The sequence below is a fragment of the uncultured Planktomarina sp. genome, from assembly GCA_943788425.1.
Classification (GTDB): Bacteria; Pseudomonadota; Alphaproteobacteria; order Rhodobacterales; family Rhodobacteraceae; genus Planktomarina.
Map to the genome: position 1 here is coordinate 1 of CALSQF010000004.1, position 25,669 is coordinate 25,669.

The following is a 25,669-nucleotide window of genomic DNA, read 5'->3' on the forward strand; positions in this document are numbered from 1 at the left end:
AGGTGTGGAATCGCCATCAAAACAACGCCTGCCAGCGGCAGATAGCTGCGTCCAAAGGCAATCATGCCAAGTCCCGCAGCGCTCGCTAGAATTGTGCTGATCCACCACAACTGCCGTTGTCCCACCTCAGCTGCAATGGTGCCGGGCAGCTCAGGAGGCAGGCCGATCGCCGGCGCCAACTGCACTGCGATATAGCCGCATAGCCCCCAGATTAAACCCTGTCTGGCGGTGGTTGTGATGCCCTTGAGAGTCGCGAAGCTGATCATCGCAGCCAGTAAAAGCCCGTAGCCCGTGTAGGTCACAATGTTGAACGCCACTGTCATGGAGTGGCGCAGCCAATCCCCCGCCAAAGTTGGCGCACCGCGATCGCTCTGCGGGGATCCGTCCGTGCCAAAATGCACGCGCGCTCCGGTCTCATAAAGCTCGCCTTCCAAAAGCACCGGAATCACGAATGTGAACTGAAGTGCTGAGGCCAATAACCCAGCAGCGATGCCCGCAAAGATCGCGCTGACAAACAGGTTTTTTGTCATGAATTTAGCTTAGTGGCAGGGAAATGCCATGGCATGACGCCCGTCATGGGCTGCATCATGCAGCGCATTGGCCTGCGCATAGCCAGAAGCCATCAGCAGGGCGAGCCCTGTAATAAAGGCCAAAGTGATGCCCGCTGTGGCCGGCATGGAAGCTGCAATTGCTTTGCTTTGTGTTGTCATTTTGTCTCTCCTAATCCTGTCACACCCGACAGGAGGTTACTGATCATGTAGGCCGGTCTCCTGGCTGGCGGCATGATGATCTGTCTCCTTCCCGGTTTCCCAGTGGCATATGACAGACCCAAACCGCTTACAGTCGCGGGGGCGGCTTTGGTTTTGGGTCCCGATATGGGTCACCCGCACCAAATTCCCGTTTCAGTTCCGAATGCTTTGCATCCAACGAACACCTTACACAGCCATCTGTGGCTTGCTTGATGGGAGTCGTCAAGATCGTTTGCGACGTCACAGCGTAGAGTATCGGCATTTGTGATCTTGGCCGAACTATGAACCGATGGGTTTTCATTTTGCTTGGACTGCTCCATTGTCCGCAATAAGAGCGGAAGAGGTTGGAATGCGCGGATTGGTTTTCAGGTTTGCCATGAGTATGGCTATGGGCATTGTTGTGGTGTCTGGAGCTCGGGCTGCGGATTTACCGCCGCCCCTTACGGACGCGGATTTTCGCCCTGTGCGCTTTGAAGAGGCGCAGTTGGGACAGCTCCTGTTTTACGATCCTCTGCTGTCTGGCAATAAAGAGGTGGCTTGCGCAACCTGCCACCATCCCGCCTTTGGAACGGGTGATGGCTTGTCTTTGTCTTTGGGAGATGGCGGCATGGGGCTTGGTCTAAACCGTGTGGTGGACCCGAAAAACCCGCCCGAGCAACGGGTGCCGCGCAATGCGCAGCCCTTATTCAACCTTGGCGCCGAGCAAATGACCGTATTGTTCCACGATGGGCGGGTGGAGGTTGACGCAACCCGGCCGTCGGGTCTGCGCACACCGCTCGAAGAGGAAATGGTGGGCGGCTTTGCGTCGATTATTTCAGCGCAAACCATGTTCCCCGTGCTTTCAGGTGACGAAATGGCGGGGCATTACTCGGAAAATGAAATCTCTCAAGCTGTGCGGCGCGGCACGCTTACGGGCGAGGGCGGAGCGTGGGACTTGATCGCCCAACGCGTGGCCGCCGTGCCGGACTATGCAGCGCGCTTTGTGGCGGTCTATCCCGATGTGACAGCGCCGGACGATATTGGTTTTACCGATATATCCAATGCCATTGCAGCCTTTATGGAATTTGAATGGCGCTCAGATACCGCGCCCTTTGATGGGCTGTTGGCGGGTGAAGGCAGCTTTTCGGGCGCGCAAGTGCGCGGGCTTGAGTTGTTTTATGGCGCAGCGGGATGCGCGGCCTGTCACAGTGGACCCCTTTTGACTGATTTTGATTTTCATGCCATGGGCCAACCGCAGCTTGGTCCGGGCAAGGCGGCGCGTTTTGAGCGTCACGCACGCGATGAGGGGCGGTTCCGCGTGACTGGGCAGGAAGCCGATCGGTTTGCCTTTCGCACGCCTTCGTTGCGCAATGTCGCGCTGACGGGCCCTTGGGGGCATTCCGGAGCCTTTGGGGATCTTGCCCGCTTTGTGGCGGCCCATGCGGATCCGCGCGCGGCCCTGCGGAGCTATGATCGCAGCGGCGTCGTGTTGCCAGAATTTGAAGCGGCCGATTGGCGGATCATGGATGATCCGTCCGAGGTAGCGGCGATCTCAGCCGCGGTTGAAGTGGAGCCTGTGACGCTTGAGGCGCAAGATGTGTCTGATATCATAGCCTTTTTGCACAGCTTAACCGACCCTGCGATGGCTGCGGGCCGGCTCGGAGTGCCCAAAGCGGTGCCAAGCGGCTTGCCAGTGCCAAGCCCTTAGGAAATATTGCAGTATAGAGCGATTGTTTGCGCCAAAGTTCTGTTGCGCAGAGATTTTTTATGGAGATATTGGACGCTTCGTTGACTCTTGTGCTGATCAAATCTTCGGCACTGCCGCTCACGCATCGCTTGCAGTCATAAGTTGTTATGGGCTTAGCGTGACAATTTGATCGGCCGTGGCTGTGTGATGGGTGATTTGCCCGCTCGGCCATTCGACGGTGATCTCTGCCTGTGTCGCGTCGCCGAGGCCGAAATGCAGCGGACTGGCTTGACCGCCTACATGTCCCCCACCGATGATTGCGCGCTGCATGTCTCCGTTGACGGTGACACTGGCGCCGATCGCATGACGATTGCCCCCCGGTTGAATCAGTGAGACCGCCAGCCAATGACCGGCATCTGGGGTTTCGTTGCGGTAAATTTGCAAGGGCGCGCGGCGGTTAAGCACCAGCACATCAAGCCGACCATCACCGTCAAAATCCACCAGCGCAGCCCCGCGACCGCGTTCTGTACTGGCCAACCCGGCAGATTGGCCCATCTCTTGGAAGGTTCCATCCGCTTGCTGCATCAAAAGATTATTGGGATCCATGATCGCATTGGACGGCATTTGATCGACATTGCCTTTGGAGATGAATAAATCGGCGCGCCCGTCATTGTTCAGATCGCCAAATTGCGCATGCCAGCCGGTTGAAGGGCGGCCGTCATCGCCAAAATAGGGGCGATGCGCATAGGTTCCGATGGAAAAGGGCGCGTTGGTATAGGTACCATCGGGCTGGGCTATTTGCAGCAGCTGGTCGCCCATGGAGGTGAGCATGACCTCTTCGCGCTGATCGCCGGTGATGTCGCGGCTGGCAATGCCCATGCCCCAGATAGAGATTTTTTCCCACCCGTCTGACGCATCCAGAAACCGGCGCTCTGCGAGATCCCACATTTGCTCATATCCGCCACGCACATAGTATTGTCGGTCATTTGAGATGCGCAGGCGCAGCGCGCCGGTGGCATCTTTGGTCGCCAGCATCGACAGGCTGCAAAACCCTGGCCCCAGCGGGGTAGAGTGATACCCATCGGCGTGCGGCGCCAGAAGTTCATGGGTGTCACATGCGAAAAACGGACCCTCGGGGTTTTTCAAATCCACATAATTGCCCACGGCCATATGCGGGCGGGCGTCATCGGCCCACCAGGCGCTAAAGGCCGTCGACCATTGATCGGCAGGCGGGAGGGCGAATTCGGCTGTGGCCTGCGTGAAGCTGCAATCTGGTCCCCCCTTCAGGATCATATTTTGACCAATGCGCAGCACGAATAGATCCATAAAACCATCGGCATCGATGTCTATAGGATAGGCGCCTGTACTGGCGTGGATATCGGGTAAGGCTCCGGCAGCAAACGTAAAATTGGCTTGATTGATAAACAGGCCGGCTGGCCCCGTGCCGCCGGCCGCAAAGATATCGGGCAGCGCATCATCATTGCAGTCCATGACTGACAGGCCGCCGCCGACAAAATGGTTCCACCCCCCCAAATAGCGGTGCTCAGGCAAGCGGTGCGAGAGCTCGCGAAACAGCGGCTCGGCCTGTCCGACTCCGGCGAGTAGACATAGAATGATCCAAAGCGATTTCATGGCTTTTGGCGCCCTTCGACAATGACAGTTCGGGTCAATTCGGTCAAAGCAAGGGCTGTTGCGCCGCGGGCCCAAACCATATCGCCCCAAGTTTGCACCTCGACCCGTGTCTCGTGGCGGCTGTGATAGAGCGCCAGCGCGCGCATTTCCGCCTGCATCTCTTTGGCATTCAGAAAATCATAGCGCATCAATTGGCCCGACAAAATAATCAGTTCAGGGTCGAACAGATGGATAATATTGGACAAAGCGACTGCCAGATACCGGCCTGCGCGTTTGAAAATGGTGCGAATTTGCGGATCACTGCTGGCGGCCTTCTCGTAGAGCGATTTGAGCGCATCTGGCAGGTTATGTGGCGTTTCTGGCGACAATCCAAATACTGTAGAGGCTTCGCGGGCGAGCGCGTAGTCGGCCAAATAGGCCTCCAAACATCCGCGTTGACCGCATCGGCAGAGTGCGCCATCGAGCTGCACTTTCATATGGCCAAGTTCTAACCCCATTCCATGGGCGCCGCGAAACAATTGGTTGTCGCTGACAAAGCCCATTCCAACGCCATTTTCAACCGTGACCACCACGAAGTTGCTCAACGCGCGTCCCGCGCCGAACCATAATTCGGCAAGGGTCAAAACATTGGCGTCATTATCGATGCGGACCGGGGTTTCAAAATGATCGGCAAGGATCTGACCCAGCGGCACATCGGCGTTTTGCAGCAGCGGTGACCAGGCGACCATGCCGGATTCGAAATCGACGATCCCAGAAATTCCAACGCCAATGGCAGAAATCGTATCCATGGGGATCTCTGCCGCGGTGCAAAGCTGGGCCATAAGGTTTTCGGTATCTTTCAGGAGGTCTGTTGCCGTTTTTTTGTCTGTTGTGCTGCCGAGGGCGGCGCTGGCCAATAGATTTCCCGCCAGATCGGTTAAGACCGCGGTGTGGGTTTCGTCAGAGAGTTTCACTCCAACCACGCGCAGCGCTTCGGGCACCACTTCCAGCGCGACCGGGGGACGGCCCCGGCTGGTTTCGCGAGCGGCGCCTTCGACCTCTCTCAGGAAACCATCAGCGATCAATTCAGCGGTGAGTGCAGTAACAGAACCCGGGCTGACATTGAGGCTTCGGGCGATGGTGGCACGGGCGATTCGGCCACTGGCACGGACCTGTTCAAAGATTTGTTGGCGCAGTGAGAACGCTTCGCGCCCCGAGTTGCGAAGAATCGGCCCATAGCCGGTTGCCAACGCAGCTGATTCGATTTCTGAGTGAAACCCATCTTCAAACATAAATTCACCCTTTGAACTATAGGCTACCAAATTCTTTCAGCAATGCCGCAAAACCTGTATTTATTTGCGATTGACCTAGCTGATATTTGCCATTTTACACATTTCCTCCGGTAAAAACAGTAAATTTTAATTTGACAACTGAATTTAATCGCGCAGTATGCCCAAGTGGCCCGCATCTGGCGACCGCTCGGTCGGGCTAAATTTTTGGGAGGACGACAATGAATAAGCTAATCATCGCAGCCGCAGTTGCGGCAGCTGGTTTTACAGGGTCCGCTGCTTTGGCAGACGGAATGGCCATCGGCGTGTCTTGGGCAAGTTTCCAAGAAGAGCGTTGGAAAATCGACGAGGCAGCCATGGTTGCAGCCATTGAAGCGGCTGGCAACACATATGTCTCCGCAGATGCGGAATCATCATCTGCCAAACAGTTGACCGATATTGAAGCGCTGATCACACAGGGCGTCGACGCTTTGGTTATCAACGCTTGGGATAAAGACGCTATTGCACCTGCTATTGAAGCGGCTGCAAACGAAGGCATCCCTGTGATCGGTTATGACCGTTTGATCGAAGACGACCGCACTTTCTACCTGACATTCGACAATATCGGCGTTGGCCGCATCATCGCGAAGTCTGTGCAAGCTGTTCAGCCAACTGGCAACTATGCGATCATCAAGGGTGATCCAGGCGATCCAAACGCGTTGTTCTTGCTGCAAGGTATGATGGAAGTCATCGGCGCAGATGTTGACGCGGGCAAGATCAAAATCGTTGGTGAATCTTTCTCCGACGGGTGGAAGCCAGAAAATGCTCAGAAAAACATGGAGCAGATCCTGACAGCCAATGACAATAACGTCGACGCGGTTCTGTCAGAAAATGACGGTATGGCCGGCGGTGTTGTCGCAGCGCTTTCCGCGCAGGGTCTTGTGATCCCAGTGGGTGGTCAAGACGGTGACTTGGCAGCGATCAACCGCGTTGCACGCGGCACGCAAACTGTGTCCGTTTGGAAAGATGCCCGCGATCTGGGTAAAGCGGCCGGTGAGATTGCCTCTGCTTTGGCTGCTGGCGCATCCATGGATTCCATCGAAGGTGCAACCAAGTTTTCTGGTGGCGAAAAAGGTATTGCAATCAATGCAATCTTGCTCGACCCAACACCTTTGACACGCGATAACCTTAGCGTTGCGATCAATGGCGGTCACATCAGCAAAGAGCAGGCCTGTGCCGGTGCTTTGCCAGGTGTAGACGGCTGTAACTAAGCTCTAAGATCTGTGGCGCCGATCCATATCTGGGTCGGCGCCCCTCCTTTTATTCTTTGGCCAATTGATTTGGACATGTTCGAGTAGCCTTGTGAGACGTCGTCTGCGCGCTGGCTCCATGTTGATCAGACCTGCGCCTATAGCCATTTTGGATCCCCCATGACTGATACTTCGACATCAAAGGCCGCAACCAAAAGCCCGCAGGGTTTGATTGCGCGCTTTTTGAGCGACACTGAGATAGATACCCGCCTACTGGGCATGCTGGGCGCACTGGCGCTGATTTGGGGAGGATTTCACCTTTATGGTGTGATCTTCAATAATTTTGGAGCGTTTTTGACGCCGCGCAACCTTTGGAATTTGTCGGTGCAAACCTCTTCCATTGGCATCATGGCCACCGGCATGGTGCTGGTGATTGTAACGCGCAACATTGACCTCTCGGTGGGATCGATGATTGGGGTGATCGCGATGTCTATGGGTCTGCTGCAGGTGGAGGTTTTGCCGCATCTTGTGGGGCTGGGTCATTGGTCGATCTGGATTATCGCGGTGATCTGCGGCCTGATCGTTGGCACGTTAATCGGGGCGCTGCATGGGTGGTTGATCGCCTATCGCGAAATTCCTGCCTTTATCGTGACGCTGGGCGGCTTGATGGTCTGGCGTGGCATGGCGTTTTTATCGGCTGGTGGCCGGACGATCTCGCCGGTGGACAGCAAGTTTGCACTTCTGGGCGGTGGTCCCTACGGCGCTGTTGGCGCGACCGGCAGTTGGCTTGTTGGGATACTGGCCTGTATCGGCGTGGCCTATATTATCTATTCGGGCCGCAAGGCGCGGGTGCTTCACAATTTCCGCCTACGCCCGCTTTGGGCTGAAGCCTTCTTAACGCTTGTCGGATGGGCTACGATCATCGGTGCTGTGATGCTGGTCAATTCTTATCCCTGGCCCAAGGGTATTGTGCGCCAATATGGCGCCAAGATCGGGCAAGACCTCGAAGGCACCTTTATCTCTCACGGCTTTGCCATTCCGGTTTTGATCCTGATTGCCGTTGGTGTTGCTATGACAATTTTGGTCACGCGCACCCGGTTTGGTCGCTATGTTTTTGCCATCGGCGGCAACCCGGAGGCAGCGGCCTTGGCAGGGATTGATACCCGCTGGGTGACGCTCAAGGTTTTCGCCTTGATGGGCACATTGACCGCTATTGCAGCGATCATCGCTTCGGCGCGCCTCAATTCCGCAACCAACGCATTGGGCACGCTTGACGAGCTTTACGTGATTGCCGCCGCGGTGATTGGCGGGACTTCGCTGGCCGGTGGGGTTGGTAAAATCTATGGTGCAATTTTGGGGGCTTTGGTCATGCAAAGCTTGCAATCAGGAATGGTGCTCATCGGATTTGACAGCGCTATTCAACGGATCGTGGTGGGGATGGTGCTCGTGTTCGCTGTCTATCTCGATATTCTCTACAATAAACGCGTGAAGTGAGGAGACAAATAATGAGCAATTCAGGCACTCCTCTGGTCGAGTTGAAGGATATCTCGATCGCATTCGGCGGCATCAAAGCGGTAGATCGGGTCAGCGTTGATCTCTATCCCGGTGAGGTGGTTGGGCTTTTGGGCCACAATGGCGCCGGCAAATCCACTTTGATTAAATGCCTCTCCGGCGCCTATAAGGCCGACGCCGGCGATGTATATATCAATGGCAAGAAAGTGGTGATCAACAATCCCCGTGACGCGCGTGGGCACAATATTGAAACTATCTACCAAACGCTGGCTTTGGCCGATAACCTTGATGCGGCGTCTAATCTGTTTTTGGGGCGTGAGATTATCGGTCCGGGTGGGTTTTTGGACGACAGCAAGATGGAAGCTGAGACACGCAAAATCATGAGCCGTCTCAATCCGAATTTCACCAAATTCGCCGAACCTGTGTCCGCCCTATCTGGTGGACAGCGGCAATCGGTTGCGATTGCGCGCGCGGTATATTTTGACGCCAAAATCTTGATTATGGATGAGCCCACGGCGGCGCTTGGCCCGCAAGAGAGTGAAATGGTGGCGGAGCTTATTCAAGAGTTGAAAAAGCAAGGTCTGGGCATCTTCTTAATTGAGCATGACATTCACAACGTCATGAAGCTCTGCGACCGGGCCAGCGTGATGAAGAATGGACAATTGGTCGGCACGAAGCGCGTTGCAGATGTGACTGAAGATGACATTTTATCGATGATCATTCTCGGCAAGAATCCGAGAGAGTCCCATTAACTGATGTATATCGGGTTAGATCTTGGCACTTCAGGTTTAAAGGGCATCGTCATTGACGATGCCCAAACTATTTGTGCCGAAGCCACTTCGCCCTTGCGTGTTAACCGGCCCCAGGCGGGCTGGTCAGAGCAGGCGCCGCAAGACTGGCTTGCGGGCGCGGAGGCGGTTTTTTCGTCCTTGGCCGCGCAGACCGATCTGAGCGCCGTTCGTGCCATTGGCCTATCTGGGCAAATGCACGGCGCAACGCTTCTGGATGCGCAAGATAAAGTGTTACGCCCGTGCATCCTGTGGAACGATACCCGGGCTGCGGCTGAGGCTGAAGAGATGGATCGCAATCCAATATTTCGTCGCCGGACTGGCAATATCGTCTTCCCTGGCTTTACCGCGCCCAAGTTGGCCTGGGTGCGGCGGTGGGAACCTGAGATTTTTGCAAAAGTGGCCAAGGTGCTTTTGCCCAAAGATTACCTGCGGCTTTGGTTGTCGTCTGAGCATGTGGCGGAGATGTCCGATGCAGCTGGGACCTCTTGGCTAGACGTGGGCGCGCGGGCTTGGTCCGATGACCTGCTTGCGGCGACGGGATTGCAGCGCGCACAGATGCCGCATCTTGTGGAGGGTTCTGAGGCTTCTGGAATGCTGCGCCGGGATCTTGCCGCGCGCTTTGGCATGCGGGGCGATGTGGTCATTGCCGGCGGCGGTGGGGACAATGCGGCCAGCGCAATCGGCGTAGGTGTGGTGCGCGGTGGTGAGGCTTTTGTCAGCTTGGGCACCTCTGGTGTCTTATTCGCTGCCAGTGATGCCTATCAGCCAGATCCGGCCAGCGCGGTCCATAGCTTTTGCCATGCGGTGCCGAAGACTTGGCACCAAATGGGGGTGATCTTGGCGGCCTCTGATGCTTTGAGTTGGTTTGGCCGCGTGCTGGGTGCGGCGCCTGCGGATATGACCTCGGGGCTTGGCCCGCTCCAAGCGCCATCCTCAACGCTGTTCCTGCCCTATCTCGGGGGTGAGCGCACACCGCATAATGATGCGGTGATCCGTGCCAGTTTTCTAAACCTTGACCACAGCACGGATCACATCGCCATGACGCGGGCGGTGATGGAGGGGGTCACCTATGCGGTGCGAGACAGTTTTGACGCGCTGACCTCAACGGGAACAAAGATTGAGCGTTTGCTCGCCGTAGGGGGTGGCTCAAAATCTGACTATTGGGTGCAGGCGATTGCGACCATTCTGGGGTTGCCGATAGAGCTGCCAGTCGCGGGCGATTTTGGCGGCGCCTTTGGGGCGGCGCGGCTGGCGATGATGGCGACAGGCGCCAAAGTGAGCGATGTGGCCTATGCGCCCAAAATCGCACGGGTGATTGAACCCGTCCCAGGGCTAACCGATGAGTTTATGGCAGGTCTGAGCGCCTACCGCGCGGCCTATCAGGCTTTGAAGGGGCTTGGTGGATCTGCGGCTGGCTAAGGATTGGGGTCTTTGCGTCCACCTAAAGATATGCAACTGTTGCACAATCTTGGGTATTAACTTGTCTAAAAAAGGTGTTCGATGACTGATTTCTTCCAAGGAGTTCCTCAAATTCAATATGAAGGCTTGCAGACGGACAATGAGTTTGCCTTTCGCCATTACAACCCCGATGAAATGGTCATGGGCAAAAGCCTCAAAGAGCATTTGCGCTTCGCCGTGGCCTATTGGCATTCCTTCGCATGGGAGGGCGGTGATCCCTTTGGTGGACGCACCTTTGATCGGCCTTGGTTCGGATCGCAGATGGCGTTTGCCAAGCTCAAGGCAGATGTGGCCTTTGAGATGTTTGATATACTTGGTGTACCATATTTTTGCTTTCATGATGCTGATATGCGTCCTGAGGGCAGCAATTTTGCCGAAAACACTCGCAATCTAGAAGAGATGGTGGAGTATTTCGCCCTGAAAATAGAGACTTCGCAAACCCGTTTGCTATGGGGCACTGCGAATTTGTTTTCCCACAGGCGTTTTATGGCTGGGGCGGCGACGAACCCGGATCCTGATGTTTTTGCCTATAGCGCCGCAACGATTAAGAGCTGCATGGATGCCACTGCACGGCTTGGCGGTGAAAACTATGTGCTTTGGGGTGGCCGTGAGGGCTATGAGACTTTGCTGAACACGGATTTGGCGCGTGAGCGAGCACAGGCTGGGCGCATGCTACAGATGGCGGTCGAGTATAAACATAAAATTGGCTTCAAAGGCGCTATTTTGATAGAGCCCAAGCCGCAAGAGCCAACGAAGCACCAATATGATTATGATGTTGCTACGGTCTATGGGTTTTTGAAGGACTTTGGTCTGGAACACGAGGTTAAGGTAAATATTGAGCAGGGACATGCGATCCTGGCGGGGCATTCCTTTGAGCATGAACTGGCTCTGGCGCGCGCTTTGGGGATTTTTGGCTCCATTGACATGAACCGCAATGATTACCAATCGGGTTGGGATACGGATCAATTTCCGAACAATGTGCCAGAAACCGCTTTGGCTTATTATGAGGTGTTAAAGGCCGGCGGATTCACCACAGGTGGCACCAATTTTGATGCTAAATTGCGACGCCAATCTATTGATCCCAAAGATTTAATTTTGTCTCATGTGGGTGCGATGGATATTTGCGCGGCGGGGCTAAAGGCAGCAGCGGCCATGCTCGAGGACGGCCGGCTTGAGGCCGCGCGCACAGAGCGCTATGCCGGCTGGGACAGCACGGCAGGTCAGGCGCTTTTGCGCAGCGATTTGGAGCAAATTTCTGCACGGGTGGTGGCTGATGATATCAATCCAGAGCCAAAATCGGGCCGGCAGGAGCGTTTGGAAAATCTGGTGAACCGCTTTTTGTAGATGCCGATCAAGATTTGGCGAACAAATCGCGAAACTGATCCCTTAGGGCATTTTTTTGAACTTTTCCCATCGTGTTACGCGGCAGTTGCGGCAAGACGATCAGTTTCTTGGGAAGTTTAAAGCGGGCCAGTTGTTCTGAGCTATGGCTTTGGATAGCTTCCAGATCGGGCGTGCGTTCGGAACTCGGCACGAGGAGCGCCAGCACGGTTTCGCCAAAATCTGGATGAGGGACACCGATCACGGCGCTTTCCAGAACGCCCTCTTGCGCGTCCAGCACCGTCTCGATTTCTTTGGGGTAGATGTTAAATCCGCCTGAGATAATCAAATCTTTATTGCGTCCGACAATATGGACATAACCATCGGCATCAACCATGCCCAGATCCCCGGTAATGAAAAATCCATCGCCGCGCAGCTCCTCCGCGGTTTTCTCGGGCATGTTCCAATAGCCTTTGAACACATTCGGTCCGCGGACTTCGATCTCACCGATGTCCCCTTGCGCCAGTGTCTTGCCTGTGGTGCTGTCGGTGATTTTCAGCTCAATGCCCGGCAGCGGAAATCCGACTGTGCCCGCGCGGCGCTCGCCCTTATAGGGGTTCGAGGTGCTCATATTGGTTTCTGTCATGCCGTAGCGCTCAAGGATGCGATGACCGCTGCGTTGTTCAAACAGCTCATGGGTCTCTGCCAAAAGCGGTGCGCTGCCAGAGATGAAGAGCCGCATGTGCTGAGAGAGCGCCCTGTCGAACCGTGGATCATCAAGCAATCTGGTATAAAAAGTCGGCACCCCCATCATGCAGGTTGCTTGTGGCATTAAAGCGATCATCGCCTCTTGGTCAAATTTTGGCACAAAGAGGATTTTGCAGCCCGACAATAGGGCAATATTGGTCGCCACAAACAGCCCATGCGTGTGAAAAATCGGCAAAGCATGCAAAAGCACATCGCTGGCGCTAAAGGCCCAGTGGCGGGTCAGGACCTCAGCATTGGACAAAAGGTTGTTTTGTGTCAGCATGGCGCCCTTGGATCGGCCCGTTGTGCCGGAGGTATAGAGGAAGGCAGCCAGATCTTCGGCGTCACGCGGAACGGTTGCAAACTGTAGAGGGGTGTGGCGCCGCCTTCTGCGCAAAACTGCCCTGTCCTGCGGCATCCATGGTTTCCAGCCGCGCCCCAGTTGGCCTGCGCGATCATGGCCAGAGACTCTTGGGATTTGGGATCACAAATGATCACTCGCGCGCCGCTGTCTTCAATAAAATAGGACAGTTCGCTGGCGGTATAGGCGGTGTTCAGTGGCAAGAATATCAGGCCGGCTTGCACACAGGCGGCATAGATTGCCAAGGATTGTGGAGATTTTTTGATCTGCACCGCCACCCGGTCACCGGGGCGCAGTCCAAAATCAGTTAAAACATGGGCATATTGTGCCGCTTGCTGCAAAAATTGGCCATGGGTGAACGTCGTGCCATCTTGCATTTGTAAAAAGACAGTTTCCTGCCCCAAGTGGCGTCCGAATAAACCGTCATAAAGTGGATTGGCCATGTTATTTCCCTAGTTATTTTGGTCCTCATCGCGGCGCAAAGCGTGCGCACGGGTGCAGAGGCCACCACAGTTTTATCTTTAACAAACTGTTCGTGATTGTGAGAAATTTTTGACAGATCGTAAAGATAATTGACCATTGTTCCGTTGGACTGTGCCAAGCCATTGGCCGAGGTGTCGGCACCTGTATGCACCGCATGAACGCGCGCGCCATTGCCCAGATGAAACCGTGCTACAGGGTCATAGGGGCTGCCATCCGCGGTCTTAGCTTCCAGCAAAAAATAGGCTGCAAGCGAAGCGCTTTGATTTTCGATGTCCTCAGGCATGTCGGCCTGTTTCATCCAGCGGTTTAGGCTTGGGATCGGCGATAGGGTGACAAAAGTGGATAGCCCCGGCAAATCCTGTGCCAAGTCGGCGGCCACTTGTTTGATTAAGGAATTGCCAAAGGAAATGCCGGCCAACCCGGCCTGGCAATTGGAAATGGAATAAAAAACGGCCGTATCAGCGTCTCCGGCGCTGATGGCTTCGCGTTCATCTGCCAGCAGGTCTTGGATAGAATTGGGAATGCCTTTCGTCAACGCAACCTCCACAAAAATCAGTGGTTCATTCGGCATGGATGGGTGGAAAAATCCAAAGCAACGCCGATCTTCAGGTTTCAACCGGCGGCGCAGGTCATCCCAACTGTCGATGGCATGTACGGCCTCATAGGCAATGATTTTTTCCAAAATATCTGCGGGGCTGCTCCAATTTATCGGACGCAAGACCAAGAAACCGCGGTTGAACCAGGAGGCGAACAGGTGTTTGAGATCCACATCTAAGGGCCCCAGATCGGGCCGGTCCTTGATAACCTGTAGCAGGTCTTTGCGCAGTTGCACCAATTGCCCCGTCGCACCAGGCACTTGATTGAGCCGCCGGGCCAGTTCTTGGCGTTTTGGTTCGCTGGCGATAGCAAAGCTTCGATAGGTGTCTTTGTTCGAATTGGTCTTATAGGCTTTGAGGCTGGCAATGACCTCTTCCGGGTCAATTTCCAGCTCATGGGTCATGAACTCAAAAAAGGCCAATTTTTCATCTGCATTCATCGCCGCGTAACGATCGAGAACGGTGTGGGCCATGGCCATGCCAGAGACCTCGCCAATACTGCCCAAAAGCGCACGGGCCAGATCCTTGGTGCTACGCCCCTCAGCCTCTTTCGACAGGAATTTTTGATAGCGGCGCTCAAAAAGCGTCGAGACCAGTTCGCTGAAGAAACTCATTGTGCCGGCCCGTACAGATGGCGGCGGCGGTCGAGAACATCAATACGGCGCTTTGGTATTTGTCGAGCCGTGCGCACAGTGGTCATTGACAGAACATTTAAGATCACAGTTTTTCCCAGACGTAGCTCGCCACGCAGCACTCTCGCAGCATCAAAACTAGTCCCATGCTTTGCAGTCTTGGTCAATAAATTTATATTAGATTGGCTCTCGCGTTGGCTTGAAATTTTGACGGTTTCTATGTGGAAAAACGCCTGTCGGAGGCTGTGCTGACCCGTTTTCAGGTTGCCAATCCGCACGAGAGTGACGTTGCGTTGAAAAAAGCTGGGGTAGCTTATTGCGCCGCGCGCGCCTGTTTCATCAAAGGACATTCGCGCCGCCGGCTGCGCGGCCGGCGCCCAAACTGAAAGGGGCCCCAAACCCCAATCGACGGGCACCTGGCCGAGGTCTCATGCGCGCGTGAGACGATAATTGAGGGCCAGTGAAGCCGAGAGAGTGAGCCGCTTTACCCTAAGAGCCGCCGCGCGATGACCTGCGCTTGAATTTCCCCTGCGCCTTCAAAGATGTTCAATATTCGCGCATCGCACAGAACACGGCTGATTTTATATTCCAAGGCAAACCCATTGCCGCCATGGATTTGCAGCGCGTTATCTGCGGCCGCCCAGGCGACACGTGCCCCCAGAAGTTTGGCCATGCCCGCCTCTATGTCACAGCGTCGACCTTCATCTTTTTCGAAGGCACTGAAATAGGTCAATTGCCGCGCCACAGTCAGCTCTACTGCCATCATTGCTAATTTATTGGCCACGCGGGGAAAGGCGATGAGGGGTTTGCCAAACTGTTTGCGATCCATGGCGTAACGATAGGCCAGATCAAGCGCTGACTGCGCCACACCAACGGCGCGTGCAGCGGTTTGGATACGGGCGCTTTCGAACGTTTCCATCAACTGCTTAAACCCTTTACCAGTTTCCCCGCCCAAAAGGTTTTCCCCTTTCACCTGGAACCCATCAAAGGCCAGCTCATATTCCTTCATGCCGCGATAGCCCAGAACCTCAATCTCACCGCCGGTCATGCCTTCACTTGGAAAAGGCACCTCATCGGTGCCGGGCGTTTTTTCGGCCAAAAACATCGAAAGGCCCTTATAATCCGTGGTCTCTGGGTCCGTGCGGGCCAATAAGGTCATGACATGGGTACGCGTGGCATGGGTGATCCAAGTTTTATTGCCCGTCACGCTCCAATCGCCACCTGATTTGACGGCGCGGGTGCGTAGGGCGCCAAGGTCGGATCCGGTATTGGGTTCGGTGAACACCGCTGTCGGCAGTTTTTCTCCACTGGCCAATGCGGGCAACCATTTTTCTTTCTGTGCTTGCGTGCCGCCGGCGATAATCAGCTCCGCCGCAATCTCGCTGCGGGTGCCGAGTGAGCCAACACCAATATAACCGCGGGACAATTCTTCGCTGACCACGCACATTGAGGCTTTTGAAAGGCCAAAACCGCCATATTCCTCAGGGATCGTCAGACCAAAGACGCCCATTTCAGCCAGTTCATCAATCACTTCCATTGGGATCAACTCATCTTTGAGGTGCCACTCATGGGCGTAGGGTTCGACTTTTTCGATCGCATAGCGCCGGAACTGTTCGCGGATCATTTCAAGTTCTTCGTCCAAGCCAGAGGCCTCGAGGATCGTATTGGCTTCCAATTCCTGCATGAGGGTCACCAGACGCAGACGTACCGCCTGGGTGTTACCCTCCTGGGCCAGCCGGGCTGCAGCGCCGATGGTGAGCGGGGCCGCGGCGTCAGAGGTGAGGCTCATATCTTGTAAGCGAATGACTTCTGTCTGGTTCATCAGAATACCGCCGGACAATTGACATAGATATTCTCCAAAGGCGATTTGGTGAATCAGCTGTTCGGTCTCACCGAATTTTTGCTGCGCGTGCAAAGCCTCGGCCCAGCGCTGCATTTGCTGGAGACTTTGCACATAGGTGGCCAACCAAGCGAAGCCATGCGCCGCGGTCTGGTGATCTTCAATCAGCGAGTTTTGGATCCGGCCATCGGCACTGACCATATCTCGCAGGCGCATGCGCGCCGCCTCGCAGACCGCTTCAGCCGCAGGCAGTGCCTCGGCGGTGAGAGAGAGCAAATTTGGGAGAAGTACCGAAGCCGTCATATTCACATCCTATTTCTGCAGTCACGCGTTAGCATTTGTGGAGTTATCTAGGTTGTTTGCAACCGCAGCACAACTTTCATTCAAAAGAAAATGTTATTTTGAAGTATTATGTCGCAGTCGAATTTTAGTGTAGTGGCAATTGCGTGCCGCTATGCTGCGCCTATGACCCAGACTTTGAGCCTATATACTGCTGATTTACTTCTTTTGATTGCGGCGACAGCCGTGATTGCAGGGATGGTGAAGGGTATTGTTGGATTTGCCATGCCAATGATATTTATCACCGGCATGACCATTTTTGTCGGACCAGATTTGGCGCTGGGTATTTTGATTCTTCCCACGCTTGTCACCAATGGTTGGCAGGCGGGCCGACAGGGTTTTACGGCCGCGCTCCGCTCGCTTTATGACCATCGTTGGTTTTTGGGGCTGGGCTACGGGGTGCTTTTGGCAACCACCCAGCTTGTCCCGCTTCTATCACAGGAATTGTTCTTTCTCTGCCTTGGATTCTTGGTTGTGGGCTTCGCCAGTTTGATGCTGAGTGGCTGGAAACCTCAAGGGCGCAGCGGTGCGGGCTTGTCCTTTGTCTGTGCGGTTATTGCCGGTATTGGCGGCGGGATTTCGGGTGTTTGGGGTCCCCCGACTGTGATGTATCTGTCGGCCTATCAATTGGAAAAGCAGGCCCAAATGCGGGCGCAGGGGGCGATTTATGGCCTTGGGGCCGTGTTGCTGTTATTTGGGCACCTGGGTTCGGGTATCGCCACGCCGCAGGCGTTGGGCCTTGGCGGCTTTGCGATTGTTCCTGCCTGTTTGGGCATATGGATCGGGTTTCAAATACAAGATCGTATCAACCAAAATATGTTTCGCATCGCGACGTTGAGCGTTTTAATCTTGGCTGGCCTCAATTTGATCCGCCGCGGGGTGATGTGATCCTTAGTTCCGCGGCGGAATGAGCCGATTTATGCGCCCAATGCAATCGCGCGTACGTCATCATCAATATGCGGCAAATATTGCTTGAAATTTTCGCTGAACATCGTGACGAGCTTTTCGGCTTGCGCGTCATAGGCCTCTTTGTCTTCCCATGTGCGTCTAGGTTCGAGCAAGAGATCTGCCACACCCGGCACAGAGGTTGGCACTTCAAAACCAAAATTTGGATCGCCTCGGAATGTGCCATTGGCCAGGGTGCCATCGAGCGCAGCGCTGAGCAACAGGCGGGTGGCACGTATCGGCATGCGGCTGCCTTTTCCATAGGCGCCGCCTGTCCAGCCGGTATTCACCAACCAGCAGGTTGCACCATGTTTGGCGATTTTTTCGCGCAGAAGGTTGCCATAAACTTCAGGACGGCGCGGCATGAAGGGGGCGCCGAAGCAGGTTGAGAAGGTCGGCTGCGGCTCTGTCACGCCGCGCTCTGTACCGGCCACTTTGGCGGTGAAACCTGACAGAAAGTGATACATGGCCTGCGCTGGCGTCAAACGGGCAATTGGTGGCAGAACGCCAAAGCTGTCACAGGTCAACATGATGATATTTTTGGGATGCCCGCCAAGCGCTGTTGGCGAGGCGTTTGAGATGTATTCCAGAGGATAGGCGCAGCGCATATTGGCTGTCAGGCTGTCATCATCGAAATCTAACTCTTTGGTTTCGGGATCATAGACCATATTTTCAATAACCGTGCCGAACTTCGCGGTTGTTGCGAAAATTTCTGGTTCGGCCTCTGCACTGAGGTTGATGGTTTTGGCGTAGCACCCACCTTCAAAATTGAAGGTGCCGCGATCAGACCAGCCATGCTCGTCATCGCCGATCAAGACGCGGGAGGGGTCCGCTGAAAGTGTGGTTTTACCCGTTCCCGAAAGCCCAAAGAAAACGGCGGTGTCCACTGGGTTGCCTGGGGCATGATTGGCCGAGCAATGCATTGGCATAATGCCTTTTTCGGGCAGCAAATAGTTGAGCAATGAGAAGACAGATTTCTTATTTTCACCTGCATATTCAGTGCCGCCAATAAGGATGATCCGACGGTCAAAATTCATCGCTATCACAGTCTCAGAGCGGCAATTGTGGCGCTCGGGGCTCGCTTGGAAGGAGGGGCAATTTATCACAGTCCAATCTGCAGTGAATTCTTCCAGCTCGTCAGCGTCAGGCCGGCGCAACATATGGCGAATGAATAGCCCATGCCAAGCCAGCTCTGTCACTATGCGCACATCGAGGCGGTTGGCGGGATCGGCGCCGCCAAAGAGGTCCTGTACAAAATAATCACGTCCCTGCATATGAGCGATCATATCTTCATAGAGCGCTTCAAAACCCGCTTCAGACATTGCGGCATTATTTTCCCACCAAATGCTATCGGCCACAGAGGCGGTTTTGACCACATGTTTGTCTTTTGGAGATCGGCCAGTGAATTTTCCGGTAGAAACTAAGAATGCGCCGCCCTTTCCAAGTTGGCCCTCTTTTCGGGCCAAAGCCTGCTCGATGAGCGTGGGTTCCAGCAGGTTGTAATAGACAGTCCCCAGCCCAGTGATACCTTGATCATAGAGGGTGAATTGGGGATTTACGCGTCCATTGGTCATGCCATTGCTCCTAGGGCTTGCATCTTACAAACAGCCTTTAACATGGCACGGTAGACCATCAACAGTATCGGGTCCTGTCGTTAGCGCAATCAGTGGCAGTTTGGCGCAATAATTTTTTTGACCTTGGCAAAATTAACGTCATCGAAGCGAATTGCAGATCATAGTGCTGTGAATTGCAGGCTGATTCGTGGTTACGTATTGCACAGATCGGCAAAACTACAGAAAGTGGTGAGAGATATCACTGTTAAAACGTTCAGCCGATCAGAGGACGATACCCATGCCAAGAATAATTCTTGTCGATGATGATCGCAGTCACATGATGTCCCTCTCTTTGATGCTTAAAGCTGAAGGGTTTGAAGTTGAATGCTATGGCGATGGGTGCTCCGCATGGGAGGCTTTGTCAAAGTCTCTGCCTGATATTTTGGTACTGGAAACGAAGTTGCCGGGTCTGGATGGCATGGATGTGTTGCAACGTCTGAGGCATGTGTCGACCATCCCTGTGATGTTTTGCACCACGAAAGACGATGAGATTGACGAAGTTTTAGGTCTGCGTATGGGGGCCGATGATTATGTTAAAAAACCATGTTCGCCACGGGTCTTGCTCGAACGTATCCGCGCGCTGGTGCGACGATGGGAGGTGTTGGGGGAAGATCAAGCGCCGGAGGGAGACGATACGACCATTATGGTGCGTGGCCATTTGTCGATGGACCCGATGCGCCACGGGGTGACTTGGCGTGGACTGGCCGTTGCCTTGACTGTTACGGAATTTGCTTTGCTGAAGACGCTGGCTGTCAGACCGGGCTTTGTCAAAAGCCGCGATCAACTGATGGATGTGGCCTATGACGATCAGGTCTATGTCGATGACCGGACAATAGACAGCCATCTCAAGCGACTGCGCAAAAAGATGCGACGGGTGGACGGGAACTTTGATGCAATTGAGACACTCTATGGGATCGGTTACCGATATAATGAAGCTTAAGTCTCGATCGTCGCGAGGATTGGATGGTCGCAATGAATGACCTCATCGTATACCGCCGAAACCGATGGTTTATGGGGGTTCTGAGATCGCCGATGACCCGCCGGCTGACCTTGTCCCATCTGTTGGTGCTATTGCTGCCGGCTGCGGTTGCGTTTTGGTTGCTGCAGTTCCACCTCGACAACCGCGATGTCAAGCGCGCGCAGTTGACGGCTGAGGCTCTTTTGTTGGCCCATGTGGTTGAGGGGCGGTTGCCATATCGCGCCCTGTTGGATTTTGTGCAAGCGGATGGTGTGGATTTCGAGGGAATTTTCAAAATCATCACTTTGCGTGATGGCATTGAGGTGATCGCCTTTGGCCCGCAGGGCGAACAGCGCACACTGACGCCGGGACACAGCCTTAAGGCGCAATCTGCCTTCACGTCCCTTGGCGCCTGGCCCGTCTGGCTCGGGCCGCAGTCGCCGGTCGAATTGGATCATTTGGCAGAGATTCACCGAAAAATCTTTTTGCAGAAGATGACTTCGCAGGATCAAACAGAAGGGGTAGAGTCTGTGATCGCAGCGGTGATCGACGCTCCTGCCTTACCGCGCGCGCCTCCGAATCAGAGTATTGGCGAACAGATTTGGGTCGCCATACCAATCCAACATCGTCAGGAGATGGTGGGTGGCCTGGCTGTTGGATATCCAGTCAAGGCCCAAGATCTGCTGGCGGGGCGAATGATCTTGGAATTGGCCCTGCGCTTACTTTTTGCGGCTGCGGCTCTTGCGATCATACTGTTGGTGGTGAGCGCCCGTGTGATGTTTGGACCGATCAACCGCATGGCAGAGTCGCTTGAACGGTTTTCCAATCAACTGCGCCGCAGGGTCAGGGCCAAGGACCTCCCAGAGCTGAGTTTGCCGCAGCGCAGAGATAGTATTGGTCGTCTGGCTGCGGAGCTGCACAATACGATCAGCGGGCTTTTCTTAAGCATTCGAGAGGCGGAGGCAGCTGTCGCGGAGATGGCGGGTGAAATTATCAACCTGATGGCCTCGATGAAATCTGCGATCAAGGCTTTGCGACTTCAACAAGACCCTTCTGCTTCAGCAAAACTGCTGGATGTGATTGATAATGATTTGCTGCGTTTGGAGCGTGCGGCAGCGCCACTGACGCAAACAGTGGCGCCTTGGCCCTCCGCGATCAAACAGATGCCCGAGCCCAAGATCGGCAAAAAGGAGAGGTTTGAATTAATTTCACTGATTACGGGCCGAGTGGCGGCGCTGCGCCCGGCAGCGGCGACGCGGGGTCTCGGTTTGACCCAGCTGACGCCAAAAGTGCCGGTGATCATTGAAGGCCTACCGGCGGGTGTGGGGGATATCTTGTCTGCGTTTTTGTCAAATGCTATTCAAAGATGCGCCTGGGGAGATGAAATTCGGATCTGCACGCGGATTCAAGATCGCATGGTTCTGGTCGTTGTCGAAGACACAGGCCCGCCGTTGCCGGAAGGTGTGAACCAATCCCTGTTTGGGGATGGAGATCCGGCCGCATTGCGCGAGCAAGAGGTCGAGGGTTTCACGACCGGTCTTGCTGAGGCTGCGAAGATTGTTGCGGCCCATTCAGGTGTCATTCGCGCAAAGCTGGTTCAGACCCCGGGCGCGGGCCCGGCTTTTGGCGCGCGCTTTTTGTTTGGTCTGCCGGTCTGACGTCATGGGTTATGATGCTTGGAGAAATTACGGCGATGACGATGATGCGTTGTTGGTGCATGGCACAGCCGTAGCGGTCGATGTTTGCGGGCTGTTGATCCTTGGACCTTCAGGTGCCGGTAAATCCAGCCTTGCGATTGATATGCTGGCTCTCGGGGCGCAGTTGGTTTCAGATGATCGCGTCTGGCTTCGCGCTTCACCAACGGGTTTGCGCCTGCAGGCGCCTCAGGCCGTTGCAGGGCGTATTGAGGCGCGCGGTCTTGGACTTTTATCTTGTGCACATACGCCCGAGGCGTCGCTAAAGTTTTGCCTAGATCTGTCACAAACCTGTGATCGCCGCTTGCCTTTTGTTCAGGAAGTCACGAGATTAGGCCAAAGCGTTTCGGTTATTCCCGGTGGGCCGCAGGTGCCGCGGGCTGCGGCGCTCCTGCTTTTGCTTCAAAATGGATTTGCAGCCGATGACTGACACAATTCAACCGGTGCATGTTGTGCTTGTGACTGGCCCATCTGGCGCCGGGCGAACCACTGCGATCAATGCTTTGGAAGATGCTGGCTTTGAATCCATTGATAACATGCCTTTGAGCCTCGCACCGAGATTGTTCGAAACACCTGGCTTAAGTCGGCCGATTGCTCTGGGCCTTGATACGCGAAATCGAGATTTCTCTACCGCTCAAATCATGGACACAATTGCGATATTATCTGCTAACCCGTCCTTAATGCTTGAGGTTCTTTATTTGGATTGCTCGGTGGATGTGCTGATCCGCCGGTTCTCAGAAACTCGGCGTCGGCATCATTTATCGCCAGATGGTGCGGCGCTTGCCGGGATACAGCTCGATTTGGATTTGATGCAGCCGGCGCGCTTCAGAGCCCATGTTTTGATTGATACGACGCAACTGTCGCCTCATGATCTGCGCGCGGAGGTCACCCGCTATTTTGCCCCGGACACCGGCAATCCAATGGCGATTTCTGTGCAGTCCTTTTCGTATAAGCGTGGCACGCCGCGTGGCATTGATATGATGTTTGACTGTCGCTTTTTGCGTAACCCCTATTGGGATGAAAACCTCAGAACAGAAGATGGCCGTAATCCGAAGGTGCAGGCCTATGTGGCGGAAGATGAGAATTTCCCGGCGTTCAAACAAAAAGTGCTTGATTTGATAGGTCTTGTGATCCCAGCCCATGTGGCCGAGGGGCGCGCGCATTTGGCCATTGGCTTTGGCTGTACGGGCGGCAAACATCGATCCGTTACCATGGTTGAAATGTTACAGAAAGAATTGCAATTGCGCGGCTGGCATGTGAGCATACGCCACAGAGAGCTGTTGGAACAGGCGGCTCCGTCAGACACTTCAGACTCTAAGGTTTTGAGCAGTTGATAGGTATTGTTATCGTAGCGCATGGCGGGCTGGCCACCGAATATAAGGCGGCGGTGGAGCATGTTGTGGGCTCGCAATGGGGCATTGCGGCGGTTGCGATCAGTGCAGATTGCGACCGTGAAGCCAAACGGATCGAAATTTGCCAAGCGGCTGATGGGGTGGATATTGGCGGTGGGGTGGTGATTGTGACCGATATGTTTGGCGGTTCGCCCTCCAACCTATCACTTTCTGCCTGCAATTGCGCCAATCGTCGAGTGCTTTACGGCGCCAATCTGCCGCTGCTGGTCAAACTCGCCAAGTCTCGCAGTCAATCCGTGCCAGAAGCGATTTCGCGGGCCATCGACGCGGGCCGGAAATACATGGATTGCCTCCCTGAGACTCAATAGGACGAAAACTTGCTGCAAATATTGGATATTATTAACGAAAAAGGCCTCCATGCGCGAGCCTCTGCGAAATTTGTGGAAACGGTTGAGCAGTTTGATGCGGGCGCTGTTGTGCGCAAAGATGGGCTGTCTGCCGAAGGAGACAGCATTATGGGATTGTTGATGCTGGCCGCGGCCAATGGCACCTCTATAGAGGTTGAAACGCGCGGTGCACAGGCGGTGGCCTTGGCGGAGGCTTTGCGCGATTTGGTGGCCAGTCGTTTTGGCGAAGCCGCCTAGGCCAGATTTTCCCATCACCAAATCACAAAGGCCCGCCATTGAGACGGGCCCGTGTTGCGGTGCTAAAAATTGCGTTTCGGCTTAGGCCAGCTTTGTTGTCAGCTGTGGCACAACATCAAACAAATCCCCCACGAGGCCGAAATCGGCCACTTGGAATATTGGTGCCTCTTCATCCTTGTTGATCGCAACGATGACTTTGGAATCTTTCATGCCAGCCAAATGTTGGATAGCACCCGAAATGCCAACGGCAACATAGAGATCTGGTGCTACAACCTTACCGGTTTGCCCCACTTGCCAGTCATTCGGCGCATAGCCAGAATCAACCGCTGCTCGAGAGGCGCCCACTGCGGCGCCCAATGTGTCGGCCAAATCTTCGATGATTTTGAAATCATCTTGTGAGCCAACCCCGCGGCCGCCAGAGACCACAACTCCTGCAGATGTGAGTTCAGGGCGGTCGCTTTCGGCAACCTTATCTTCCACCCAAGAGGACAAGCCGGGATCGCCGGCGGCATCAATGCTGGTGACCGAGGCTGCGCCGCCTTCACCTGTTGCATCGAAGGTTGAGGTGCGGATCGTCGCGACTTTGGTCGCATCGGTGGATTTTACCGTTTGGATCGCATTGCCGGCATAGACGGGTCGCTCGAATGTGTCTGCATCAATGACCGCGGTCACTTCGGAAATGACCATCACATCCAAAAGTGCCGCAACACGCGGCAGGATGTTCTTGGAGGCCGAGGTGGAAGGCGCGACGATGTGGCTGTAATCGCTGGCGAGCGATACAATCAAAGCAGCAACAGGTTCGGCAAGATCATGGCCATAGGCGTCATCTTGTGCGCAAAGCACTTTGGAGACACCTTCGAGCTTCGCGGCCGCTTCAGCTGCGGATGAGCAGCCAGAACCGACGCAGAGCACAGTCACTTCGCCCATTTGTTTTGCGGCGGTGAGCGCTTTTGCAGTTGAGTCAACGGATAATTCGTCGCCGTTCACTTCAGCAATCAAGAGTACAGCCATTATACAGCCCCCACTTCTTTAAGTTTCTCGACCAGCTCATCCACGGAGCCCACTTTTATACCCGCTGCTCTTGCGTCAGGTTCTCCGGTAGAGACAATGGTTAGGCGCGGTGCGATATCGACGCCAAAATCCGTGGGTGTTTTCTCATCCATTGGCTTTTTCTTCGCCTTCATGATGTTCGGCAATGAGGCGTAACGCGGTTCATTGAGACGCAAATCCACGGTGACAATCGTCGGCATAGAGACTTTGATTGTTTGCAGGCCACCGTCCACTTCACGCGTTACCAAAGCATGGTCTCCTTGGATCTCAAGCTCGGACACGAAAGTAGCCTGTGACCACCCTGTCAGTGCCGCCAGCATTTGGCCTGTGGCGTTCATATCGTTGTCAATCGCCTGTTTTCCGGCCAACACAATGCCAGGCTGCTCTTCGTCAATCACAGCCTTGAGGATTTTTGCAACCGCCAGAGGCTCAATATCAGTGTGCACGTCTTCGGTGGCGACAACCAAGATTGCGCGATCCGCGCCCATGGCCAGCGCCGTGCGGAGGGTCTCTTGGTTTTGTTTGATACCAATAGATACCGCGACCACCTCATCGGCCTGGCCTGCCTCTTTTAGACGGATCGCTTGCTCGACAGCAATTTCGTCGAAAGGGTTCATCGACATTTTTACATTGGCCAAATCGACGCCGCTGCCGTCCGCTTTAACACGGACTTTCACGTTATAATCGATTACACGTTTGACCGGCACTAAGACCTTCATGGTGTATATCTCCGTACATGGGCGAGCCGTAGGCGACTCTCAGTTCACATTTGCTGAAGTGTTACCTGCGT

23 protein-coding genes, 1 pseudogene and 1 riboswitch are annotated in these 25,669 nt (G+C 54.7%); of the genes and pseudogenes, 13 read left to right on the forward strand and 11 right to left on the reverse strand.

Features of this window, described 5'->3' with window-relative positions:
* Positions 1 to 530 (reverse strand): CbtA family protein (locus ABLW18_RS03150; RefSeq protein WP_347823420.1); only part of this gene is annotated, 530 nt, incomplete at its 3' end.
* A gap of 9 nt (positions 531 to 539) precedes the next feature.
* A complete protein-coding gene (locus ABLW18_RS03155) occupies positions 540 to 677 on the reverse strand; it encodes a CbtB domain-containing protein (RefSeq protein WP_347823811.1) in 138 nt (45 codons plus the stop codon).
* A gap of 65 nt (positions 678 to 742) precedes the next feature.
* A riboswitch (cobalamin riboswitch) is annotated at positions 743 to 953 on the reverse strand.
* Positions 954 to 1,098: 145 nt separating this feature from the next.
* On the opposite strand from ABLW18_RS03155, the gene ABLW18_RS03160 reads away from it, so the two are divergent.
* Complete coding sequence (locus ABLW18_RS03160) at positions 1,099 to 2,436, forward strand: cytochrome c peroxidase (RefSeq protein ID WP_347823421.1); 1,338 nt, start codon at positions 1,099 to 1,101, stop codon at positions 2,434 to 2,436.
* A 144-nt stretch (positions 2,437 to 2,580) separates the two neighbouring features.
* Here the strand turns inward: ABLW18_RS03160 and ABLW18_RS03165 are convergent, their stop codons facing one another.
* The gene (locus tag ABLW18_RS03165) at positions 2,581 to 4,047 is read right to left on the reverse strand and encodes a CRTAC1 family protein (RefSeq protein ID WP_347823422.1); all 1,467 of its coding nucleotides are present in this window, start codon (positions 4,045 to 4,047) and stop codon (positions 2,581 to 2,583) included.
* Entirely contained in the window at positions 4,044 to 5,318 is a 1,275-nt protein-coding gene (locus tag ABLW18_RS03170; protein ID WP_347823423.1) for an ROK family protein, read from the reverse strand. Before ABLW18_RS03170 ends, ABLW18_RS03165 begins: the two co-directional genes overlap by 4 nt.
* A 218-nt stretch (positions 5,319 to 5,536) precedes the next feature.
* Here ABLW18_RS03170 and ABLW18_RS03175 point away from each other — a divergent pair, with 218 nt between their 5' ends.
* From ABLW18_RS03175 to xylA, 5 genes are all read left to right on the forward strand, one after another.
* Positions 5,537 to 6,565, forward strand: a complete 1,029-nt coding sequence (locus ABLW18_RS03175; RefSeq protein WP_347823424.1) for a substrate-binding domain-containing protein — start codon at positions 5,537 to 5,539, stop codon at positions 6,563 to 6,565.
* A 159-nt stretch (positions 6,566 to 6,724) separates the two neighbouring features.
* Positions 6,725 to 8,038, forward strand: coding sequence for a sugar ABC transporter permease (locus ABLW18_RS03180; RefSeq protein WP_347823425.1), 1,314 nt, complete (start codon positions 6,725 to 6,727; stop codon positions 8,036 to 8,038).
* An 11-nt stretch (positions 8,039 to 8,049) separates the two neighbouring features.
* Positions 8,050 to 8,808, forward strand: a complete 759-nt coding sequence (locus ABLW18_RS03185; RefSeq protein ID WP_347823426.1) for an ATP-binding cassette domain-containing protein — start codon at positions 8,050 to 8,052, stop codon at positions 8,806 to 8,808.
* A gap of 3 nt (positions 8,809 to 8,811) precedes the next feature.
* A complete protein-coding gene (gene xylB / locus ABLW18_RS03190; RefSeq protein ID WP_347823427.1) occupies positions 8,812 to 10,266 on the forward strand; it encodes a xylulokinase in 1,455 nt (484 codons plus the stop codon).
* A gap of 81 nt (positions 10,267 to 10,347) precedes the next feature.
* Complete coding sequence (gene xylA, locus ABLW18_RS03195; RefSeq protein ID WP_347823428.1) at positions 10,348 to 11,649, forward strand: xylose isomerase; 1,302 nt, start codon at positions 10,348 to 10,350, stop codon at positions 11,647 to 11,649.
* 7 nt (positions 11,650 to 11,656) lie between these two features.
* On the opposite strand, the pseudogene ABLW18_RS03200 reads toward xylA, so the two are convergent.
* From ABLW18_RS03200 to ABLW18_RS03215, 4 genes and pseudogenes are all read right to left on the reverse strand, one after another.
* A pseudogene (locus ABLW18_RS03200) lies at positions 11,657 to 13,137 on the reverse strand (malonyl-CoA synthase).
* On the reverse strand, positions 13,041 to 14,426 hold the full coding sequence (locus ABLW18_RS03205; protein WP_347823429.1) for a malonyl-CoA decarboxylase: 1,386 nt from the start codon (positions 14,424 to 14,426) through the stop codon (positions 13,041 to 13,043). Before ABLW18_RS03205 ends, ABLW18_RS03200 begins: the two are co-directional and overlap by 97 nt.
* A complete protein-coding gene (locus ABLW18_RS03210) occupies positions 14,423 to 14,794 on the reverse strand; it encodes a hypothetical protein (protein WP_347823430.1) in 372 nt (123 codons plus the stop codon). Before ABLW18_RS03210 ends, ABLW18_RS03205 begins: the two co-directional genes overlap by 4 nt.
* 134 nt (positions 14,795 to 14,928) lie before the next feature.
* Entirely contained in the window at positions 14,929 to 16,587 is a 1,659-nt protein-coding gene (locus ABLW18_RS03215; RefSeq protein ID WP_347823431.1) for an acyl-CoA dehydrogenase family protein, read from the reverse strand.
* Between the two features lie 162 nt (positions 16,588 to 16,749).
* Between ABLW18_RS03215 and ABLW18_RS03220 the strand changes: the two genes are divergently transcribed.
* A complete protein-coding gene (locus ABLW18_RS03220) occupies positions 16,750 to 17,511 on the forward strand; it encodes a sulfite exporter TauE/SafE family protein (protein WP_347823432.1) in 762 nt (253 codons plus the stop codon).
* A gap of 29 nt (positions 17,512 to 17,540) precedes the next feature.
* Here the strand turns inward: ABLW18_RS03220 and ABLW18_RS03225 are convergent, their stop codons facing one another.
* On the reverse strand, positions 17,541 to 19,142 hold the full coding sequence (locus ABLW18_RS03225) for a phosphoenolpyruvate carboxykinase (protein WP_347823433.1): 1,602 nt from the start codon (positions 19,140 to 19,142) through the stop codon (positions 17,541 to 17,543).
* A 277-nt stretch (positions 19,143 to 19,419) separates the two neighbouring features.
* Here ABLW18_RS03225 and ABLW18_RS03230 point away from each other — a divergent pair, with 277 nt between their 5' ends.
* From ABLW18_RS03230 to ABLW18_RS03255, 6 genes are read left to right on the forward strand one after another with little or no spacing between them, the layout of a single operon-like run.
* Positions 19,420 to 20,121, forward strand: coding sequence for a response regulator transcription factor (locus ABLW18_RS03230; RefSeq protein WP_347823434.1), 702 nt, complete (start codon positions 19,420 to 19,422; stop codon positions 20,119 to 20,121).
* Between the two features lie 32 nt (positions 20,122 to 20,153).
* Positions 20,154 to 21,797 (forward strand): ATP-binding protein, encoded by a 1,644-nt coding sequence (locus tag ABLW18_RS03235; protein ID WP_347823435.1) that lies wholly within the window; start codon positions 20,154 to 20,156, stop codon positions 21,795 to 21,797.
* A 4-nt stretch (positions 21,798 to 21,801) separates the two neighbouring features.
* Complete coding sequence (locus ABLW18_RS03240) at positions 21,802 to 22,263, forward strand: serine kinase (protein WP_347823436.1); 462 nt, start codon at positions 21,802 to 21,804, stop codon at positions 22,261 to 22,263.
* Positions 22,256 to 23,167 (forward strand): RNase adapter RapZ, encoded by a 912-nt coding sequence (rapZ, locus tag ABLW18_RS03245; RefSeq protein ID WP_347823437.1) that lies wholly within the window; start codon positions 22,256 to 22,258, stop codon positions 23,165 to 23,167. The genes ABLW18_RS03240 and rapZ overlap by 8 nt, the downstream gene beginning before the upstream one ends.
* Positions 23,164 to 23,553, forward strand: coding sequence for a PTS fructose transporter subunit IIA (locus ABLW18_RS03250; protein WP_347823438.1), 390 nt, complete (start codon positions 23,164 to 23,166; stop codon positions 23,551 to 23,553). The genes rapZ and ABLW18_RS03250 overlap by 4 nt, the downstream gene beginning before the upstream one ends.
* 9 nt (positions 23,554 to 23,562) lie before the next feature.
* Positions 23,563 to 23,829 carry an HPr family phosphocarrier protein gene (locus tag ABLW18_RS03255; RefSeq protein ID WP_347823439.1) on the forward strand — a complete coding sequence of 89 codons (267 nt, stop codon included), beginning with the start codon at positions 23,563 to 23,565 and terminating at the stop codon, positions 23,827 to 23,829.
* Between the two features lie 81 nt (positions 23,830 to 23,910).
* Here the strand turns inward: ABLW18_RS03255 and ABLW18_RS03260 are convergent, their stop codons facing one another.
* Together ABLW18_RS03260 and ABLW18_RS03265 are read right to left on the reverse strand one after the other, a co-directional pair.
* Positions 23,911 to 24,840 (reverse strand): FAD-binding protein, encoded by a 930-nt coding sequence (locus tag ABLW18_RS03260; protein ID WP_347823440.1) that lies wholly within the window; start codon positions 24,838 to 24,840, stop codon positions 23,911 to 23,913.
* Positions 24,840 to 25,598 (reverse strand): electron transfer flavoprotein subunit beta/FixA family protein, encoded by a 759-nt coding sequence (locus ABLW18_RS03265; RefSeq protein ID WP_347823441.1) that lies wholly within the window; start codon positions 25,596 to 25,598, stop codon positions 24,840 to 24,842. Before ABLW18_RS03265 ends, ABLW18_RS03260 begins: the two co-directional genes overlap by 1 nt.
* Positions 25,599 to 25,669 lie beyond the last annotated feature (71 nt).

Bases quoted from the DNA above. Each gene is read 5' to 3' on its own strand.
- xylB (WP_347823427.1), top strand. From the start codon at position 8,812: ATGTATATCGGGTTAGATCTTGGCACTTCAGGTTTAAAGGGCATCGTC.
- ABLW18_RS03230 (WP_347823434.1), top strand. From the start codon at position 19,420: ATGCCAAGAATAATTCTTGTCGATGATGATCGCAGTCACATGATGTCC.
- xylA (WP_347823428.1), top strand. From the start codon at position 10,348: ATGACTGATTTCTTCCAAGGAGTTCCTCAAATTCAATATGAAGGCTTG.
- ABLW18_RS03265 (WP_347823441.1), bottom strand. From the start codon at position 25,598: ATGAAGGTCTTAGTGCCGGTCAAACGTGTAATCGATTATAACGTGAAA.
- ABLW18_RS03205 (WP_347823429.1), bottom strand. From the start codon at position 14,426: ATGAGTTTCTTCAGCGAACTGGTCTCGACGCTTTTTGAGCGCCGCTAT.
- ABLW18_RS03260 (WP_347823440.1), bottom strand. From the start codon at position 24,840: ATGGCTGTACTCTTGATTGCTGAAGTGAACGGCGACGAATTATCCGTT.
- ABLW18_RS03180 (WP_347823425.1), top strand. From the start codon at position 6,725: ATGACTGATACTTCGACATCAAAGGCCGCAACCAAAAGCCCGCAGGGT.
- ABLW18_RS03160 (WP_347823421.1), top strand. From the start codon at position 1,099: ATGCGCGGATTGGTTTTCAGGTTTGCCATGAGTATGGCTATGGGCATT.
- rapZ (WP_347823437.1), top strand. From the start codon at position 22,256: ATGACTGACACAATTCAACCGGTGCATGTTGTGCTTGTGACTGGCCCA.
- ABLW18_RS03210 (WP_347823430.1), bottom strand. From the start codon at position 14,794: ATGTCCTTTGATGAAACAGGCGCGCGCGGCGCAATAAGCTACCCCAGC.
- ABLW18_RS03165 (WP_347823422.1), bottom strand. From the start codon at position 4,047: ATGAAATCGCTTTGGATCATTCTATGTCTACTCGCCGGAGTCGGACAG.
- ABLW18_RS03240 (WP_347823436.1), top strand. From the start codon at position 21,802: ATGGGTTATGATGCTTGGAGAAATTACGGCGATGACGATGATGCGTTG.
- ABLW18_RS03155 (WP_347823811.1), bottom strand. From the start codon at position 677: ATGCCGGCCACAGCGGGCATCACTTTGGCCTTTATTACAGGGCTCGCC.
- ABLW18_RS03235 (WP_347823435.1), top strand. From the start codon at position 20,154: ATGAATGACCTCATCGTATACCGCCGAAACCGATGGTTTATGGGGGTT.
- ABLW18_RS03215 (WP_347823431.1), bottom strand. From the start codon at position 16,587: ATGACGGCTTCGGTACTTCTCCCAAATTTGCTCTCTCTCACCGCCGAG.
- ABLW18_RS03185 (WP_347823426.1), top strand. From the start codon at position 8,050: ATGAGCAATTCAGGCACTCCTCTGGTCGAGTTGAAGGATATCTCGATC.
- ABLW18_RS03225 (WP_347823433.1), bottom strand. From the start codon at position 19,142: ATGACCAATGGACGCGTAAATCCCCAATTCACCCTCTATGATCAAGGT.
- ABLW18_RS03220 (WP_347823432.1), top strand. From the start codon at position 16,750: ATGACCCAGACTTTGAGCCTATATACTGCTGATTTACTTCTTTTGATT.
- ABLW18_RS03175 (WP_347823424.1), top strand. From the start codon at position 5,537: ATGAATAAGCTAATCATCGCAGCCGCAGTTGCGGCAGCTGGTTTTACA.
- ABLW18_RS03170 (WP_347823423.1), bottom strand. From the start codon at position 5,318: ATGTTTGAAGATGGGTTTCACTCAGAAATCGAATCAGCTGCGTTGGCA.